22 protein-coding genes are annotated in these 14,961 nt (G+C 63.1%); 5 read left to right on the top strand and 17 right to left on the bottom strand.

All coding sequences use genetic code 11. The annotated features are described in order from the left end of the window. Positions 1-41: 41 nt before the first annotated feature. The gene (locus tag ACBR42_RS12600; protein ID WP_371208246.1) at positions 42-941 is read left to right on the top strand and encodes a LysR family transcriptional regulator; all 900 of its coding nucleotides are present in this window, start codon (positions 42-44) and stop codon (positions 939-941) included. Between the two features lie 624 nt (positions 942-1,565). Here ACBR42_RS12600 and ACBR42_RS12595 read toward each other — a convergent pair. Further along, positions 1,566-2,210, bottom strand: coding sequence for a hypothetical protein (locus ACBR42_RS12595; protein WP_371208245.1), 645 nt, complete (start codon positions 2,208-2,210; stop codon positions 1,566-1,568). Continuing rightward, the gene (locus tag ACBR42_RS12590; RefSeq protein WP_371208244.1) at positions 2,207-3,025 is read right to left on the bottom strand and encodes a hypothetical protein; all 819 of its coding nucleotides are present in this window, start codon (positions 3,023-3,025) and stop codon (positions 2,207-2,209) included. The genes ACBR42_RS12595 and ACBR42_RS12590 overlap by 4 nt, the downstream gene beginning before the upstream one ends. A 136-nt stretch (positions 3,026-3,161) precedes the next feature. Here ACBR42_RS12590 and ACBR42_RS12585 point away from each other — a divergent pair, with 136 nt between their 5' ends. From ACBR42_RS12585 to ACBR42_RS12570, 4 genes are all read left to right on the top strand, one after another. Continuing rightward, complete coding sequence (locus ACBR42_RS12585; RefSeq protein ID WP_371208243.1) at positions 3,162-3,440, top strand: BrnT family toxin; 279 nt, start codon at positions 3,162-3,164, stop codon at positions 3,438-3,440. Further along, entirely contained in the window at positions 3,428-3,769 is a 342-nt protein-coding gene (locus ACBR42_RS12580; RefSeq protein ID WP_371208242.1) for a helix-turn-helix domain-containing protein, read from the top strand. Before ACBR42_RS12585 ends, ACBR42_RS12580 begins: the two co-directional genes overlap by 13 nt. Before the next feature lie 62 nt (positions 3,770-3,831). Further along, on the top strand, positions 3,832-4,263 hold the full coding sequence (locus tag ACBR42_RS12575; RefSeq protein ID WP_371208241.1) for a type II toxin-antitoxin system HicB family antitoxin: 432 nt from the start codon (positions 3,832-3,834) through the stop codon (positions 4,261-4,263). Positions 4,264-4,283: 20 nt separating this feature from the next. Next, the gene (locus ACBR42_RS12570; RefSeq protein ID WP_371208240.1) at positions 4,284-4,541 is read left to right on the top strand and encodes a hypothetical protein; all 258 of its coding nucleotides are present in this window, start codon (positions 4,284-4,286) and stop codon (positions 4,539-4,541) included. Between the two features lie 3 nt (positions 4,542-4,544). Here the strand turns inward: ACBR42_RS12570 and ACBR42_RS12565 are convergent, their stop codons facing one another. The 15 genes from ACBR42_RS12565 to ACBR42_RS12495 form a co-directional block, all read right to left on the bottom strand. Continuing rightward, on the bottom strand, positions 4,545-4,679 hold the full coding sequence (locus ACBR42_RS12565) for a hypothetical protein (protein ID WP_371208239.1): 135 nt from the start codon (positions 4,677-4,679) through the stop codon (positions 4,545-4,547). A 94-nt stretch (positions 4,680-4,773) separates the two neighbouring features. Further along, positions 4,774-5,367 carry a twin-arginine translocation signal domain-containing protein gene (locus ACBR42_RS12560; RefSeq protein WP_371208238.1) on the bottom strand — a complete coding sequence of 198 codons (594 nt, stop codon included), beginning with the start codon at positions 5,365-5,367 and terminating at the stop codon, positions 4,774-4,776. 170 nt (positions 5,368-5,537) lie between these two features. Beyond that, positions 5,538-5,882, bottom strand: coding sequence for a hypothetical protein (locus ACBR42_RS12555; RefSeq protein WP_371208237.1), 345 nt, complete (start codon positions 5,880-5,882; stop codon positions 5,538-5,540). Between the two features lie 75 nt (positions 5,883-5,957). After that, a complete protein-coding gene (locus ACBR42_RS12550; protein ID WP_141260466.1) occupies positions 5,958-6,296 on the bottom strand; it encodes a hypothetical protein in 339 nt (112 codons plus the stop codon). 1 nt (position 6,297) lies between these two features. Beyond that, positions 6,298-6,735 carry a structural protein gene (locus tag ACBR42_RS12545; protein ID WP_371208236.1) on the bottom strand — a complete coding sequence of 146 codons (438 nt, stop codon included), beginning with the start codon at positions 6,733-6,735 and terminating at the stop codon, positions 6,298-6,300. 15 nt (positions 6,736-6,750) lie between these two features. Beyond that, positions 6,751-7,056, bottom strand: a complete 306-nt coding sequence (locus ACBR42_RS12540) for a hypothetical protein (protein WP_371208235.1) — start codon at positions 7,054-7,056, stop codon at positions 6,751-6,753. Positions 7,057-7,121: 65 nt separating this feature from the next. Continuing rightward, positions 7,122-7,313, bottom strand: coding sequence for a hypothetical protein (locus ACBR42_RS12535; protein WP_371208234.1), 192 nt, complete (start codon positions 7,311-7,313; stop codon positions 7,122-7,124). Positions 7,314-7,324: 11 nt separating this feature from the next. Then, positions 7,325-8,215 carry a glycine-rich domain-containing protein gene (locus ACBR42_RS12530; RefSeq protein WP_371208233.1) on the bottom strand — a complete coding sequence of 297 codons (891 nt, stop codon included), beginning with the start codon at positions 8,213-8,215 and terminating at the stop codon, positions 7,325-7,327. A gap of 43 nt (positions 8,216-8,258) precedes the next feature. After that, entirely contained in the window at positions 8,259-9,677 is a 1,419-nt protein-coding gene (locus ACBR42_RS12525; protein WP_371208232.1) for a hypothetical protein, read from the bottom strand. Beyond that, complete coding sequence (locus ACBR42_RS12520) at positions 9,677-10,312, bottom strand: YmfQ family protein (protein WP_371208231.1); 636 nt, start codon at positions 10,310-10,312, stop codon at positions 9,677-9,679. Before ACBR42_RS12520 ends, ACBR42_RS12525 begins: the two co-directional genes overlap by 1 nt. 3 nt (positions 10,313-10,315) lie before the next feature. Continuing rightward, complete coding sequence (locus tag ACBR42_RS12515) at positions 10,316-11,431, bottom strand: baseplate J/gp47 family protein (protein WP_371208230.1); 1,116 nt, start codon at positions 11,429-11,431, stop codon at positions 10,316-10,318. Continuing rightward, entirely contained in the window at positions 11,432-11,929 is a 498-nt protein-coding gene (locus tag ACBR42_RS12510; RefSeq protein ID WP_371208229.1) for a phage GP46 family protein, read from the bottom strand. It abuts the gene before it with no gap. Positions 11,930-11,940: 11 nt separating this feature from the next. Beyond that, the gene (locus ACBR42_RS12505; RefSeq protein WP_371208228.1) at positions 11,941-12,453 is read right to left on the bottom strand and encodes a phage baseplate assembly protein; all 513 of its coding nucleotides are present in this window, start codon (positions 12,451-12,453) and stop codon (positions 11,941-11,943) included. 7 nt (positions 12,454-12,460) lie between these two features. After that, positions 12,461-13,666, bottom strand: a complete 1,206-nt coding sequence (locus ACBR42_RS12500; RefSeq protein WP_371208227.1) for a phage baseplate assembly protein — start codon at positions 13,664-13,666, stop codon at positions 12,461-12,463. Continuing rightward, on the bottom strand, positions 13,663-14,961 hold the full coding sequence (locus ACBR42_RS12495; protein WP_371208226.1) for a DNA circularization protein: 1,299 nt from the start codon (positions 14,959-14,961) through the stop codon (positions 13,663-13,665). The genes ACBR42_RS12500 and ACBR42_RS12495 overlap by 4 nt, the downstream gene beginning before the upstream one ends.

Genomic DNA, 14,961 nt, shown 5'->3' with positions numbered 1-14,961 from the left:
ATGGTTTGAAATGAAGGCCGGTTATGGATCGATTGACAAGTATGGCCGTTTTCCTGTCGGTCGTTGATCTGGGCAGTTTTACTGCTGCCGCGGAACACCATGCGATTTCCGGAACCATGGTGGCCAAGCACATCAACGCGCTTGAGGCACAGTTTCAGACGCGCCTACTGCACCGGACAACGCGTCGGATGGCGCTGACAGAAGTCGGGGCGCTGCTTGCTGAACGGTACCGCAGGATACTGGCGGATGTGGCGGAGGCGCAGGCCGTCGCCCACACATCGGCAGTCAGTCCCTCCGGTCGCCTGCGTATCAGTGCGCCGGTGACGTATGGGAGTCTTAAGGTTGCGCCATTACTGGCCGCCTATCTCGAACTTTATCCGGATGTGCAGGCCGAACTTGTTCTGGATAATCGCAAGGTCGATCTGATCGAAGATAGTTTCGATGTCGCCTTTCGTATCGGGGATCTGGAAGATGAATGGCTTGTTGCACGACCTCTCGGCCTTTACCGGACGATCCTTGCCGCATCTCCTGCATATCTTGCCAGATATGGCTGTCCTCACGGGGTAGAAGACCTATGCTCCCATCGTCTGATTGGTTACCCGCAATGGCAGTCAGATGATGTGTGGACGCTACATGGCCCCGGAGGTGACTATAAGATCCCGCTGCCGCCGCCCCGGATACGGATCAATCATGCTGCTGGCCTGCGCGAAGCTTGTGTTGCGGGGTTTGGCATTATTCTTCAGTCGTCGCTGGCCCTGAAAGCCGATCTTGCGGCTGGACGCCTCGTTCCCGTCTTGCCTGACTATGCGCCGGTCCCACGCCCCATTACCCTTGTTCATCTGCCTGATCGCCGCATGACGGCAAGCCTCCGCGCTTTCATCGCCTTCGTAAGCCAGGCCCATCTTTCGCGAAGCAGTGAGAGTGAACGTAGTAATTCCTGAAGGCTTAAACGGATTCCTGAGAGAAAAATGTCTGTTCCCGGCCGCAGGCGACAGTAAGGATGCCGACATTACCTGTCCACTTTCTGAATAATCGGACAGGCAGAAGGGGCCTTATTATAGAGCTGCTACCTCTGCTCTGTCTTCCAGAAGCAGGGCTTGGGAAAAATGACAGGATATGAGTACCATGAAGGGCAGCATCACGCTTGGGTCGTGTCCGGTTGCCGCCTGATGGATGGCAGGGGCAGGCTGTCCAGTGCAGGGACCATGGCGATTGCACGACTGGCCAATTCGGCCTGTTGGCGGCTGATCCATACGTGAGGCAGGTTCGAAATGTAGGACGCAAGGCGCGGCAACGAAGGCCTTCTGCTGCCGTTTAGAACAGGCAGGTGCCAGACCCGATGGGCAGGGAGTGCCAAAAATCCCGACAACCCCAATAGGAAGGAGATTCGGAAAAGCACAAAAATGTAAGGAAAATCAATCCTAACGCAGATGGTAGCGATGGACGGATTTGAACCGCCGACCAAGGGATTATGATTTTCCTGTTTTTTCAATCGTATCAATGGGGTTGGTCAGAAAACGCCCATATGGGACGCACGGCAAAATCACGAGTCGTTCAAAGAGTGACTAACGGTTTTTTCGATTCGGATCGCCATGCCTCCCAACGAACGGAACAACCGGCGACGGTTGGATGCATTCAGCTGCGCGCCAGCTGTCAATCATAGCCTGTACACGGCCTCGCAGCTCTTCTCGGTCGGCAATCAACCGCGCCGCCTCGGCGTGTCGGGCATCATCGTTCTGGGCAAACATGGATGTCTCATAGCCAAGCTGCCGCGTCATCTCCACGTCAGGCATGGAGGACAGGGGCGCGTAAGACACCGGCAAGCTGACCGTTTGTCCGCGCGTCCGGCTGGCGTCCCCCTGAATGCCTAAGGTGGGTGCTGTCGTGATCGCGCCCACGCTGAACTGTCCGCTCTGCGTGAACTGCCCGGACAGTTGCAGGGTCACATCGCCCGCGATCGTGCCGACTACCGGGTCGGCCACGTTCTGGCTGCACTGGGCGCCACGCACAGCGCGCGTGAACCGGGCATCCTGATCTTCTGTCCAGTCGCCGGCGTGCGATACTGACACCACCCCGGCCTGCGCCAGACTAGACTGGATGCCAGCCATGGCCTGCGGAATGGTGGTTGAAACGCGGACCGGATGAACAGCGCAGCCCGATAGCCCAATCATGCAGGCGAACAGAAAGGCCATGCGGTCGCCCCTGTTCATGCTGCACCTCGCAAATACGCCTCATTCGCCGCGACCAGCGCAGCCCAGTCATCGCCAGCCGGATACAGGCTGCCAGGTGCATGCAGTTGCCCCCACGCCAGCCCGTGCGCTTCCATGATCCGCGACCGGACCCAGCGCCACGTCGCCTTTTGCAGGCTGCCCCATGTCAGCAGGGTGACCAGATCAGTGTCATTGGTGCCCGCATAATCCCATAGCAGCAGGCAGTGGCCGTTTTGCGGGTTCGGCGTAGGGTCGCCATGGTCGGCCGGGCTGTCTGTGTCCCACACAGGCGCCAGGTTGCCGTCCTGGTCTTCCCACATGTCCGCGTTGGCAAGCTGCACGCCCAGATAGGCGGCAGACAGGCCTGCGGTGATGTTGCGGATGCCGTTCAGGTCGCCCGGATCGGCGCTGCCCCAGATCGGGAACAGGGTCTGGTCTGCCAGCGCATAGCCGTCGCGCAGGGCGGTCGTCAGTACGTCCACCTCCACGCCGCCGTTGTCCGTGTCGGGATTGCCGGGCACGTAGCCGGTGGAGCGGGAATAGAACTGCACTGCGGCAGGCGTGGTTACGGCAATTTGGAAGCCTGCCAGCGCCGCCGTGGCGCGCAGATGATTGCCGATGCCCGCGCTGGTGCAGTCCCCCAGCATGTCGTTGCCCAGCATAAGCGGTGCGGGATTGAGACCGCTGCGGTCGAGCCGGGCAGGGGCCTGCCGCGCACAGAAGCCACGCATGGCAGATAGATGGGGCTGATTGGGACGGCGTTCGGCCGGGCGGCAGCCCAGCTTGCGGATTTGCGAAATTTTGCGATTTGTCATGCTGTTTCCAATAAAAAAGGCGGCTCCGGAGAGCCGCCTTGTGGTTACGCAATACGATTGATTGTTCGGATCAGAGATACGCTGCTAGCGTGTTATTCTCCTTGCATTCGATACGCTTCTAGCGTATAAAATACCTATGACGGCAACACACCACGCCTTTGACTGGCACGATGAAAAAAGCGCAGCGTGCCTCTCCACCCGTGGTTTCGATTTCATTTACGCCGCCCGCATTTTTCTTGGGGAAGTGATCGAACGCGAAGACACCCGCAAGGATTACGGTGAGACACGGATTCAGGCAGTCGGGACGATCGAAGGCTGCCGTTACATGGTCGTCTACACACGGCGCGGCGATGTGACGTGGATCATCTCCGCGCGCCGCATGCACGACAAGGAGTGGAAGAAATGGCAAGGATGACATTGAGCCAGATCGCCCGGCACGGTGGAACCATCGACCGGGACAAGGTGAATGCCACCACAGAGGATGATATCGACCGTCAGGCGCGCGAGGACGGCACGGATGACACAAGCCATCTGTCCGCCCCATACCCTACACCCGCAACCGTGCGGAAAACCCTGCACATGACGCAGAAACAGATCGCGGAGATGACCGGCATCCCTGTGGCGACATGGCGCAACTGGGAGCAGGGGCGTGTAGCGCTGGATCCGGCCGTGCAGGCGCTGCTGCGTATTCTCGGACGGGAACCGGATGCAGCGCGTCGGGCGTTGGATGTGGCGGCAGAATAGCGCAAACGCCATATCTTTCCCAATCATCCGATGGTTCTGGCAGAGAACTTGCATATGGCGGTATGATGATGCTTTACGCTTACCCGGTCGATCTGGAGACCAATCCGGACGGCACCATCACGGCTTCATTCGAGGGACTGCCGGGGGCGACCGAGGGCGCAACCCGGGAGGACGCGCTGCGTGAGGCGCAGGACCTGCTGGTCACATCGCTGTCCATCTATGTGGATGACGGTGCGGCCGTGCCTGAGCCACCTGAAGCCAATGGTCGCCCGCTGGTCTATGTGCCCATGCTGGAAGCCGCCAAGCTGGCGCTCCATATGGCCATGCTGGAAAACAAGGTTAGCAACGTGGAACTGGCGCGTCGGTTGGGTGTGGCAGAATCGTCCGTGCGGCGCATGCGTGATTTGCTACATGAAAGTAAGATTGGTCGTATCGAATCTGCGCTTTACGCTCTGGGATGCCAAGCTACAGTTGAAGTTTTGGAAGTCGTATAAAAATAGGATGGAATGTGGAAATGGATGAATACGTAAATGACGACGCGCTTGGAATAGCAATAGAAGCTGGCGCAGTTAAAGTGTGTCGCTTCCATAATGAGGTTACTATTAATCAGGGCGATGAAGAAGCCAATAGGCGTGCGTACGCAATAGCTACAAATAAAATAAAAAGGGGAGAAATGGATTATGAAAGAACGGATCTTCTTGATGCAGTGAAAGATGCCATAGATATGGCCGCTGATGAATGCCCAGTTTGTGAAAGCCACAGATACGACTGAATACTATTCTAATCCGCGCTTACTTAACTGCACCGACATATAAAGCGCGTGCAGCTTGAGCGGGATCGTGACCAGCAGCCCGATGAGGACGACAACGCCGCCCGCACCGGAGATGACGCCCTCCATGAAGGGCGTCATCGTGAATTGCTCGTCAGATAGGCCAGCAGGATAAAGCCCCCAAGCACGCCACCGATGGTGCTGGCAGCCCAGAGAGCGAAGATGCCGGTGCGCGTCATGCCGTCACCCCCAGCACCTGAAGCGCCTGCTGCACCTGCGCCTGGGACGGTGCCACGGCAGAGCCGGACAGGCGTGCCCCAACGTTCCGGCGCGCTGCTACGCTGTCCAGCAGGGCCTTGAAGGCCGACACGATGGTGGCAAGGGCGTTCAGGGCCGTGTTGGCGTTGGCCAGGTCCGTGCTGGGGACCTTGGTCGAGACACTGGTGATCGCAGCACTCAGGTCGCTTTCCACCTTGGTCAGCGCGGAAAGGATGCTGTCCACCCGGGTTTTCCAGTTCGTATTGTCGTAGGTGATGGTCAGCGTGGATCCGGCCGCCGTGGAAAAGTCGGTCAGGGCGGTGGACAGCGCCGTGTCCGCCAGGCCGATGATGCCCACGGCTGGCGTACCGATCGCGCTGGCGACGGCTGCGATGCTCAGGACGGTGGTGACGGCGTTCAGGCCAGCCTGCCCGTAATCCTTGATTTCGGCCACGTTGATCGTGATGGTGGTGACATTGCCGCTCTTGCTGGTTGAACAGGCTGCAAGGGCTGCAGCCGCGACAAGCGCAGATGAATTGCGCAGGAAGGCACGGCGGGACGGGTTCTGCATGAGATGCTCCAACAAAAAACCGCCCGGGGGCGGTTATCTTGGGTTGCACTTCGAGACATATTTTCGCCTCAAAGTTGCGTATTATGGGAATTGCAGCCCCGGATTGCATCGGCCATCCACCTAGCGCCGGGGCTGTTATCGCTACATTTCGGGCCTGTCAGGCCGTTGGATCAGCGAACCGGCTGACCGGGCACGACCGGGTGCGGGGCTTCGGCCTTGGCGGCAAGAGGCATGATGCCAGCGCCAAGCGGATTGACCGCTGCGGCAGGCTTCGCCTCGATCGCGGTTTTCAGGTCCGTGACGCCGCCCACGATCTTCGTGATGGCGGCATCGACACCTGCAAGGTCGAGGTTGGGGGCCGCGCGTTCGACAATCACGGGGATCAGCAACTGCAGCACGGTGCCGGCCAGCTGGATGTCAGCCTGTGTCGCGGCCGTGTCCTTCTTGCCCAGAACAGTTTCGAGCAGGCCTTCCATCGCGGGAATGGCGGTGCTGGTGGTGGTATCTTCGGCCATGTCTGGCGTCTCCATATGAAAAAACCGCCTCGGGGGCGGTTGGGGGATCTGGATGATTGAGCCGGGGCCAGCCAGTCAGGCAGGCGGGGAGGCGCGCACTGGTGGCTTGCCCGGCCGGGTGGAACCGGGCGGCACGTCAAGGCGCTGCTCGACCTCCCTGCGCGGAACCGTGGCCGGGACCATCGCGGCCTTTTTGCCCGGCTGGTAGGCGGGCAGGTTCCAGCCGCGTGCCTGCGCGATGGCAGTGACGATGGTCCACACCAGCACCCATTTCGACGTGGGATCCGGCGGCCGCCAGAACCGTGCAATGAGGGCGCAGGTCGAGATCAGGAACGACACGATGACCACGATGTCGCCGGCATACTGCGCCGGCAGCATCGACAGGACATCCTGCAGGAGGGAGACAGGATCCATATCAGGCCTCGCTGACGGGGTGGGGCAGGGCAGGCGTAACCTGCAGCGCCTGGGCGATCTGGTCCGGGCCGAGATGTCCCGGCCCGTTCTCGACTGTCGCAATGCCCGCGATCAGGCCGCGCTGGGTGGCCGGATCGCGCAGGTCCAGCACGGTATCGGGTTGCACGCCCATATGGCTGCACAGGGCGTAAACATAGGCCCCGGTCGGGTTCTCGCTGGGGGGCGCATACACGGAGATGATGGCCCGTACCGTGGTCAGGCCCCGCGCACCGTAGCGCAGCAGCTGGTCACGCAGCGCGCGGATGCCATCCGCCATGGTGGGGAAGGCGGCAAAGCGCGGGTGGCCCACGCCGGTTTCCAGATGCGCGCCGGGCTGGCCGACATAGTCGAGGTTGCCCGGGTTGTTATTGCGGATGCCGCGCGGGATATGTGCGCTCAAGGCACTGCTCCTAAATTATGGATGGCCCTGCAGGAGATGCGTGACCCACTCGCAGAAGGGGGGATAGGCGAACAGGGCGGCCGCCACGGTGCCGATCACGGTGATCAGGCCCACGATGGCCGTGCCGATGGCCTTGACCGCCTTCATGCCGCCGATCAGCTGGCCCATGCATTCGCGCATCTCGGTCGACAGGGTGCGGACCTCGACCCGCAGGGCGCGCAGGTCCGTCTCGGTCGCTTCGACCTTGGTCTCGACACGGACAAGCCGGTCACGCAGCTGGGGGTCTTCACCGAACCCCAGCAGTCTCCACAGAATGAACATCAGAATTCCAGGCAATAAAAAACCGCCTCACGGGGCGGTCGGGCAGGCGCAGATTTTCGGGTCGGTCAGGCGGTGGCCGTGTAGGTTGATCCGATCGGATAGCGACCGGCCGGATCCGCGACCGCAGCCAGTCCGGTCGCAGGCTTCCAGTTTCCGGTTCCGTCCCGGACAATGCGGTCAACGACCTGTCCTGCAGGCTCGTCGGGCGTGGCAGACGTGCGATAGATGGCGTAGGGCTGTGATGCGGCTGCTGTCATGTCAGGCTCCTTCAGGGCAGGAAGCGGTAGAGAACCAGCGCCTGGTATCCGGCGCCACCGGTAAAGGCCGTGTTTTTCAGGCCGGTATCATAGGCTCCGCCGCCGCCTGCACCCGGAGCGGATCCCGGCGCGCCGGATTCCGATCGCGCACGCCCTGCGCCCCCCCATGGGCCGGCGCCACCATTCCCGGTCATCATGTAGCTGCCAGCCTGACCGTCAGAGCCGTCATTGCCGGCGGCCGCGATAATGGTGCCGCTGGCGCCGCTGGGCGCCACGCCGATGCCCCCGGCGCAGTTCGTGGCATCCGCCCGCAGGCCGCCGGGCGCGCCTGGGATCGAGACAAGGGTCGTATCGCCAGACACGACGGTGGTGTTGCCGCCCGCCGTGCCGGATGCTGCCCCCACGCCACCGGGACCGCCTGCGCCGATGGTGATCGCGACGGTCCCGCCGGACGTGACGGGATAGATGCCCCACACAAAGCCTCCCGCAGCGCCGCCGCCGCCGGAGAATGTGTCCGTGCTGGCAGATGCGGCCTGACAGCCCATGCCGCCACCACCTGCGCCAACGGCCTTGATCTCCATGCGGGAATACCCGGCCGGAACCGCAAGCACGGTCGTGGCTGCAACCGAGACAAAGGGCGTCGATGCCAGCTGGGCGCCACCGGTAATCATGGTCTGGATGGCTGTATACAGCTGGGTCAGCGTGGCCTTGTCAGGGGTCAGGCCACCCCCTTTGGTAATGACCGCGAGGAGTTCTTCCTGCACGGCATTGAACCAGTCCGCGCTGACGACCGTGGCGGGATCCCCGGCCGCCGCGTTGCCTGCAGTAAAGAACCCGGGCGTTCCCAGGGCGGTCATGGCCGGCATGACGGCAACTGCCGTCGAGGTGTCGATACGATTCACGTGTCCATGCCTTTCTGGTTTTCTGCGTGTTACGTGCGCACGGTCAGCCCCCCACCGAGACGGTGGAGGCGGTGTAGCTCCCGCCGTTACCCGTGCCGGCGCCCTCGGTCTCGAAGGAGCCCAGCGAATTGCCCGTGGTGTTCGCGATTACACTGAACAGGTGCATCGTGCCCTGGTGCAGCGCATGGTATCCGTAGCCGGTCTGGCTGCCCTGGCTGATCGTGCCGGTGCCAAGGAACAGGCCCCCATCCGCCACCACGCCATCGCCATACGATCCGGTGATGGAGCAGCCGTTACATTCGATCGTGGCCCCGTTCCCGGCCACCACGCCGTTATTCATGCCGGTGATCGTGGAATTCTGGGCTTCGATCATGCCGCCCTCGGTGGTCCACACGCCAAGGGTCGCCTGCGGGCGCAGCGCGCCGGTCACTGTCACGCCATGGGACCAGGCCTTGCCATTGGAGAGCGCCGTAACCCCCGCCACGTTTGCGCCGGTACAGGTCGAGCCGTCGATATAGAGGCTGCCGCCGCGTTCCGCGTCGTAACATCCCCCCAGGACAGCCACGGCCGGGTCCGTCATATCCACTGCGCGCGTTGCGGTGCAGGGCGTGCAGACGATCGTGCCATTGCCGCGCGCCATGAAATTGACGTCGCCCGCATCCGTGCCGGTCACGCCCCCGCCACGCGCATTGATCATGCCGCCATCATCCGCGATGACGGAATAGTAGAAGGAATTGACCGTGACGTGGGCGCCCAGGGCGATAACCGCGTTATGCTCGGCACTGATGCCGGCACCGTAGGACGCGGGATACCACGACGTTGACGTTGCGGTGTGCGCGGACTGCGCACCCACGGCATTGAGCGTGACCCCGTCGATCAGGCCGATGATGCCACCATTATCTGCCACGAAACCACCCGCATTCGTGCCCTTCACGCCGGTGAAGTTGATCACAACATTGGCGTTGTTCGCGGTATCGCCGATAATGTTGACGAACGCGCCCGCCGGGTCGGTGGTATAGATCTGTCCGGTTTCGGTATAGGTTCCATCGGCGATCTCGAGCTGCACCACCCCGTGGCCATACAGCCGGTGCGCCATACTCAGTGCTGCGCCAAACCCGCTGGACACGGTGGTGTAGTTACATCCGGCCGGGCAGACGGTTATGGTGGAGGAATACCCCGTCTGGAACCCGAGCCATGCCGGGCTGGTGATGGCAGTCCCGTTGACCTTGCTGGTTGCGTCAATGGACGCGCCGGTCAGGGTCTGGCCGGTCGATGTCCCGCCCGTGGCGTCCACCTTCTTTCCCAGCCATTCGGCTACGGTAGGGCTGCTGACGATATCGCTGGGGTCATTGGTAACGGCATAGGACCGCCAGCCGGGGGCAGATTGCCCGAAGGCGCCGGAACCGGCCGCCAGGGACAGGGCAAGCCCAAGGATCGGTGCCATGTTGCGAATAATGCGCATCAGTCGATATCTCCACCAAAATCATTGATTGCATTTGAGCCATCCTGCCCGAAAAGGACGACCGTATGGGCCGGGTTGCGTGCCGTGATCTCACATTGCAGGACCGTGTTGCCCCAGACCATCAGCGCCTCGCCTGCGCAGGACTGGCCGGCACGGAAGGGAATGGGGGTGTAACCGGGGGCACGGATCAGCCAGACATAGGCCCAGTCCTCGCCGCATACGGGATCGCCTGCGCGCATCACGCCTGCACGCGCCGGGGCATATTCGGTTATGGTGATGTCGTAACCAAGGGTGGCCGCGAAGGCGATGAAGTAGGGAACCGATGCGCCGCCATTATCGGTCAGCCGCGCGACCACCTGTGCCCGCCGCTGCTCGATCGTGGGAGATTCACCCGCGCAGGGATCGGGCAGCCCGAGGGTTTCTTCCCATTCGTCCAGCAGTTCGGTCGTGGTCGAGGGGAATGCGTCCGTAATCAGGTTGGCGGCACGGTCGCTGTTACGCTGGTACGTAGGCGCCCATACCGCTGCCAGCTGATAGGGCATCGATCCCGGCTCACGTGACCAGATGCGTCCGGTGGGCAGCAGGCGCAGCAGCGCGCTGCGGAAGTCTGCGGTGGAAAAAGAAGGAAGGGCCATGGATCACGACGCAAAGGTAATGTTGCCGAGGGTCGGCATGGCCCCCGCGTTCGCGCCGGTGACCGGCCCGGTGGGGGACTGCACCTCGAAACTGTCCAGTCCGATGGCGCCGATCGCCTCCTCCCAGTCGTTCGGGTTAATCGTGCCGGCCGGGGCTGACAGACGCACGAACATGTCCTCCAGCGCCTCCCTGATCAGGGTCTGGTTGGCGGCCGTGTTGCCCGTGCCGAGATCCGTGATCACGAAATCCACAGGCTGGGCGATGGGCGCGCAGACGATGACCAGGGCAGTGACGGGGCGCTCGGACTGGATGGCATTGGCAACCGTGAGCTGATCCCCCGTGGCCGTCACATAGCGTGTCTCACCCGCGGCGCTGCCGTTCGTCCCATTGGGGAAACCGCCGTTTTCAGCGTTGGCATTGTCCAGCATGATGTAGACGACAACCGTTCCCGCGCCGAATCCCAGCGGGTTGCACCAGGCACGGGTCACGCCGGTGACATCCAGCGCCCAGCTGACATAGTTTTCTTCGTTCCCGCATTCCCCCGGCTGCTGGAACGCGTCCATGATCCGGGTCCGCAGGGCGTCGTCCGTTTCAATGTCCGCGCCACTGGTGGTCAGTGCCACCACGGTTCCGGTGGTCTGCACGCCCGCTACCGGGCTGGACAGGGTGGCGATGGACCCGGCCGCGACGTTACCCGCTGATCCCGCCGTGGTGGCGGTCCAGCTGGCGAGCGTCGTGCCGTTGGTGGTGACACTCTCGGCTGAGGTCGTGGCGCCCACGCCGCCGGTCAGCACAAGGGCGGTCCCGGCCGGGATGGTTGCTGTGCCGGTCACCGTGAACGACACGGTGCCCGAGGCATAGCCGGCCGCCTTGCGGGTCACGCCTTTCAGCGCGCCCCATGCGGCCAGGTATTCACCCGTGGCCGTCCACGGCACGGCCTGCAGGGCAATCCAGTCGATATAGCCGTAATGCAGCCACGCAAGGCCCGCCAGCACCATGGCCAGCACGTTGAGGACCGAAAACCGCAGCAGGGCGACCACACCCGGAATACCGCCATTGATGACGTCCTGCTGGGCCTGCTGGCGCAGTTCCGAAAGCGTCGGCCGTGCGTAGGGCATTCAGGTCAGGCCCTCCCAGGCCCATGAAAAGGTGAACTGCTGCGAGGATCCGCCCGGTTCGGTGATGGTGACGGTGAACTCGGCCATGTTGGGCACCGTGGCGCTCCACCACGCGGAGACGGCCACCTTCTGGGCCACGCCATCGGTGACCAGCCATTGCAGGGCCTCGGTGCAGATCGCCTCGATCTCGCGCGGGACTGCCCTTGTGCCGACCTTGATGGCGCGTTTGAGCTGCCACAGGCGGGAGCCGATCGGGATGTCGCTGAACCCGTCGCCCCACCAGCCGCGTGGATCCGCATCGACCGTGCCCGGTGCGCCGGCAGGGGGCTGGACGCCGGCGGCCACATCATTGGCTGTTGGCTGCACAGGTGCCACCCGGTCGGTGAACAGGGAGACCATGACGGCCGAGCGCAGCGGGTTGTCCAGTCCCAGATCACTGGACACGATGGGCCAGTCGCCGCGTGCCTCGCGGACGTTCCAGACGATTGCGATATCCATGAAAAGTCCTCTCAGCTGGCCACTGGTGGACCGGAATTGCTGCTGCCTGCAGTCACCCCGTCATGGAGATGGCTGGACAGCTTGATACCCTGCGCCTCGACCTCATTGCCGGTGATTGTGCCGGTGGCCGTCAGATCACCGGTGACCGCGGTCTTTCCATTGGCCGGGTTCAGGGCGATGGACCCATCTTCCTTGAGCCAGATCCGGCTGCCGGTCTGGGGATGGTAGAGACAGACTTCCCCGGGCTGCAGGTCGGTCGGCCTGCCGCGCTGGTCGCCGGTGGCGATGGCGATGCCGCGCGTGCGGTCACCGCCCACGAAAATGACGATGGCGTCCGACCCGGGCACCGGGCGGCTGGCCAGCCCGTACTGCTGCATGAGCGGCACGTCGCCGCGTATCTCGCCTGCGGCAAGGGCAACCTGCACCGTGGGGGTGCTGGGTGTCTCGTTCGTATCCGCCAGCAGGCGGCCGATCCCGACCATCATCATCACGCGCCGCATGGTGCGCATGGCTGAACTGATCATGGCGTTCCTATATTGATTCGCTTCCGTCGGATGACTGCCTGGCGGGCTGGTTGGACTGGATCGCCTGCATGAAGGCGCTCTGGAACAGCGGGTTGATGATCGGCTCTGGCGAGTAGGCCTGCGGGTCCATCAGCACCACATCGGCATGCGTGCCGTCATCGACCGTCTGGCGCAGGGTCAGTTCCCCGATCAGCAGGTCCTGCGGATTGCCATCCCCCAGGTCCACCCGGGCCAGCGTGTTGGGCAGCCAGAGATTGCCCGCCCTGTCGCGCCAGCTGTCGCAGGTCAGGGTGATGGGATAGGCGCGGCCATAACGCCGGTTGACCTCCCACACCACACGCTGCTTTGCGATGGTCCCGTTGGGATCACCGATTTCCAGTGGCACCAGCATGTTGCGCGTGCGGGTGACGCCGGGGTCGCTGGCTTTCGCATTCGCCGGGGCGCTGAGGACCTCCATTTGATCCGCGTAGGCGTTTGATCCGCCTGGTGTGGTGAACAGTGTGACCTCGCCCATGACGATGGCCTGCACAGTGGAATATCGCCCCGCCATGCTGCGGACCCGCTGCAGCCGTTCGATGTTGTCCCCCAGCGTGAACCCGCTGGAAGCGCGGCGCGTGCCCACGGCGGACATGCAGATATTGCCGTCAGGCCGGTCATAGAAAATCACGGCCGCCAGCCGGCTGACACGCTCGATCACCTCATAGGCGGTTTCCGACAGGATGACCGCGAAGGCCAGAATGTCGGTATCACCCGCGCCGCCTATCGAGATCACGTCAATTTGCGCGAACTGGCAGACGCGCCGGGCGATATCCAGCGCGTTGGTACTGCTCATCTGGAACGTGCTGAACTCGGCCGCACACTCGACCAGGTCGACGCTTTTCGATGCCAGCTGCACCTCGAACGTATGATGGTCGGGGGCAATATCCTCCACCACGGTCTGCACATACCCGGTGAAAACCAGCGTTTCCCCGATGAGCAGCCTGCAGCTGTCGCCCTCGCTTATGTTGACTTTCGACAGGGGGCTGGATCCCTGCGTGGTCATGCTCAGGGCTGCCGTCCAGGGCATGATTTCCACGCCCATGCGGATGACCACTGATGTCCATGTGGTGATCTGCCAGGCCTTGCTGCCGCGCATGATGACAACGGAGACCTGATCGGACTGGTCCGTGTTCCACCCCACGAAGTCGGACAGGGTGGTCAGCGCACCGCTCATGACGTCAGGGCCTCGAAACTGGTGGGCATGAATGCCGGATGGATGGGATCGGCACGCCGGATCAGGTCTGGCGTGCGGGAGGCGTTGCGGTAGATCTGCTGCGCCAGGACCAGAGCGGGCAGGGGCGCATTGCGCGTAACCGTCATGACGTCGGGCAACTGAGCCGCGCGGGTGGACAGGTCCTGCAGCACCTGCGCGCGCAGGGCGCGGATGGCCTGGTAACTGGCGTCATTCCCGGCATCGGCACAGGCAATGGCTTCATCATCGAGCAACTGGCCGACCTGCTCCCGCAGGGTGACGGCCTCGGCCGAGGACGTAGGCTGCCAGTCCGCGCAGGCCTGCGCGATCGAGATCAGGGCGGCCTGCCGGCACAGCATGGCTGTCGCCGTCTGCACGGTGGAAATGGCCCCGCCAATCGGGGCCGCCGAGGTGAGGGCATCAATCTCGTACACGGCCAGAGCCGCAAGCTGGGCAATCTGGGTGCCGGGATCGGTGATGGCGCTGCGCAGCAGTTCCGTCAGGGCGAGGATCGCGGCGGCCAGTGTCGGGCCGTCCGTGGAAGCAGAGACGGCAGCGATACCGGCCTCCATGGTCTGCCCGCTGGCTGTCAGATCGGACAGGACGGAACTGACCGTTGCATCCTCATTGACCTGTGTTGCATTGCCGCTGGCATATCGGCCGTTGTTGCCCGGCAGCGTTGCAATGGCTGCCGAGAACGTACTGGGCGAGCGGATGGCCGTGCGCGCGCCCGCAGCCCAGCTGGAGGCGACCGTGCGCCCCGCATGAAGAACGGACGTACCGTAATCATACGAGGCGCTGGTGCCCGTTGCGTAATCTGATGATGCCGCGCTGCTGAACGCTGTCGCGGCAATGCCGATGGCGGCATCCAGCGCCAGCATGATGGTGGTCGACAGATAGGAACTGGATTCAATGAACTCCAGCTCCACATCAATGACGCCCATCACGCCGTCGCGTTCATACCAGTCGAAGCGCAGCAGGCTGGCCTGTATCGCCCCGATGGTGGGATGGATCAGCAGGCCGGTGCCAGCGGTCTCGGCCGCGATGCTGAGCAGCTGGCGCTGCGCGAAGCATTCTGCCCCGCACAGGAAGCCCCGGAACCGGTAGGGACGCGGCGCGCGACCGAGATCCTCCACCCACGGCGTGGGCTGGTAAGGATAACGGTGCACGGTGGTATTGCGCCCGTTCTGGCCGCCGCTGCCCACAACCACGAACGGCACGCCCCGGAAAGAACACTGCAGGTATTCTTCCGCAAGGCGCGTCAGGGTGCCGGACAT

The organism is Komagataeibacter sp. SM21 (assembly GCF_041402665.1).
Taxonomy (GTDB): domain Bacteria; phylum Pseudomonadota; class Alphaproteobacteria; order Acetobacterales; family Acetobacteraceae; genus Komagataeibacter; species Komagataeibacter saccharivorans.
The sequence above is the reverse complement of the archived record's forward strand: the minus strand, read 5'-3'. Positions and strand labels throughout refer to the sequence as shown.

Excerpts from the sequence above, each read along its gene's own strand:
- ACBR42_RS12540 (WP_371208235.1), bottom strand. The coding sequence starts at position 7,056 with ATGTTCATTCTGTGGAGACTGCTGGGGTTCGGTGAAGACCCCCAGCTG.
- ACBR42_RS12565 (WP_371208239.1), bottom strand. The coding sequence starts at position 4,679 with ATGACGCCCTTCATGGAGGGCGTCATCTCCGGTGCGGGCGGCGTTGTC.
- ACBR42_RS12595 (WP_371208245.1), bottom strand. The coding sequence starts at position 2,210 with ATGAACAGGGGCGACCGCATGGCCTTTCTGTTCGCCTGCATGATTGGG.
- ACBR42_RS12515 (WP_371208230.1), bottom strand. The coding sequence starts at position 11,431 with ATGCCCTACGCACGGCCGACGCTTTCGGAACTGCGCCAGCAGGCCCAG.
- ACBR42_RS12600 (WP_371208246.1), top strand. The coding sequence starts at position 42 with ATGGCCGTTTTCCTGTCGGTCGTTGATCTGGGCAGTTTTACTGCTGCC.
- ACBR42_RS12550 (WP_141260466.1), bottom strand. The coding sequence starts at position 6,296 with ATGGATCCTGTCTCCCTCCTGCAGGATGTCCTGTCGATGCTGCCGGCG.
- ACBR42_RS12560 (WP_371208238.1), bottom strand. The coding sequence starts at position 5,367 with ATGCAGAACCCGTCCCGCCGTGCCTTCCTGCGCAATTCATCTGCGCTT.
- ACBR42_RS12505 (WP_371208228.1), bottom strand. The coding sequence starts at position 12,453 with ATGATCAGTTCAGCCATGCGCACCATGCGGCGCGTGATGATGATGGTC.
- ACBR42_RS12590 (WP_371208244.1), bottom strand. The coding sequence starts at position 3,025 with ATGACAAATCGCAAAATTTCGCAAATCCGCAAGCTGGGCTGCCGCCCG.
- ACBR42_RS12500 (WP_371208227.1), bottom strand. The coding sequence starts at position 13,666 with ATGAGCGGTGCGCTGACCACCCTGTCCGACTTCGTGGGGTGGAACACG.
- ACBR42_RS12575 (WP_371208241.1), top strand. The coding sequence starts at position 3,832 with ATGATGATGCTTTACGCTTACCCGGTCGATCTGGAGACCAATCCGGAC.
- ACBR42_RS12580 (WP_371208242.1), top strand. The coding sequence starts at position 3,428 with ATGGCAAGGATGACATTGAGCCAGATCGCCCGGCACGGTGGAACCATC.
- ACBR42_RS12520 (WP_371208231.1), bottom strand. The coding sequence starts at position 10,312 with ATGGCCCTTCCTTCTTTTTCCACCGCAGACTTCCGCAGCGCGCTGCTG.
- ACBR42_RS12535 (WP_371208234.1), bottom strand. The coding sequence starts at position 7,313 with ATGACAGCAGCCGCATCACAGCCCTACGCCATCTATCGCACGTCTGCC.
- ACBR42_RS12570 (WP_371208240.1), top strand. The coding sequence starts at position 4,284 with ATGGATGAATACGTAAATGACGACGCGCTTGGAATAGCAATAGAAGCT.
- ACBR42_RS12525 (WP_371208232.1), bottom strand. The coding sequence starts at position 9,677 with ATGCGCATTATTCGCAACATGGCACCGATCCTTGGGCTTGCCCTGTCC.
- ACBR42_RS12510 (WP_371208229.1), bottom strand. The coding sequence starts at position 11,929 with ATGGATATCGCAATCGTCTGGAACGTCCGCGAGGCACGCGGCGACTGG.
- ACBR42_RS12555 (WP_371208237.1), bottom strand. The coding sequence starts at position 5,882 with ATGGCCGAAGATACCACCACCAGCACCGCCATTCCCGCGATGGAAGGC.
- ACBR42_RS12585 (WP_371208243.1), top strand. The coding sequence starts at position 3,162 with ATGACGGCAACACACCACGCCTTTGACTGGCACGATGAAAAAAGCGCA.
- ACBR42_RS12495 (WP_371208226.1), bottom strand. The coding sequence starts at position 14,961 with ATGTCCGGCACCCTGACGCGCCTTGCGGAAGAATACCTGCAGTGTTCT.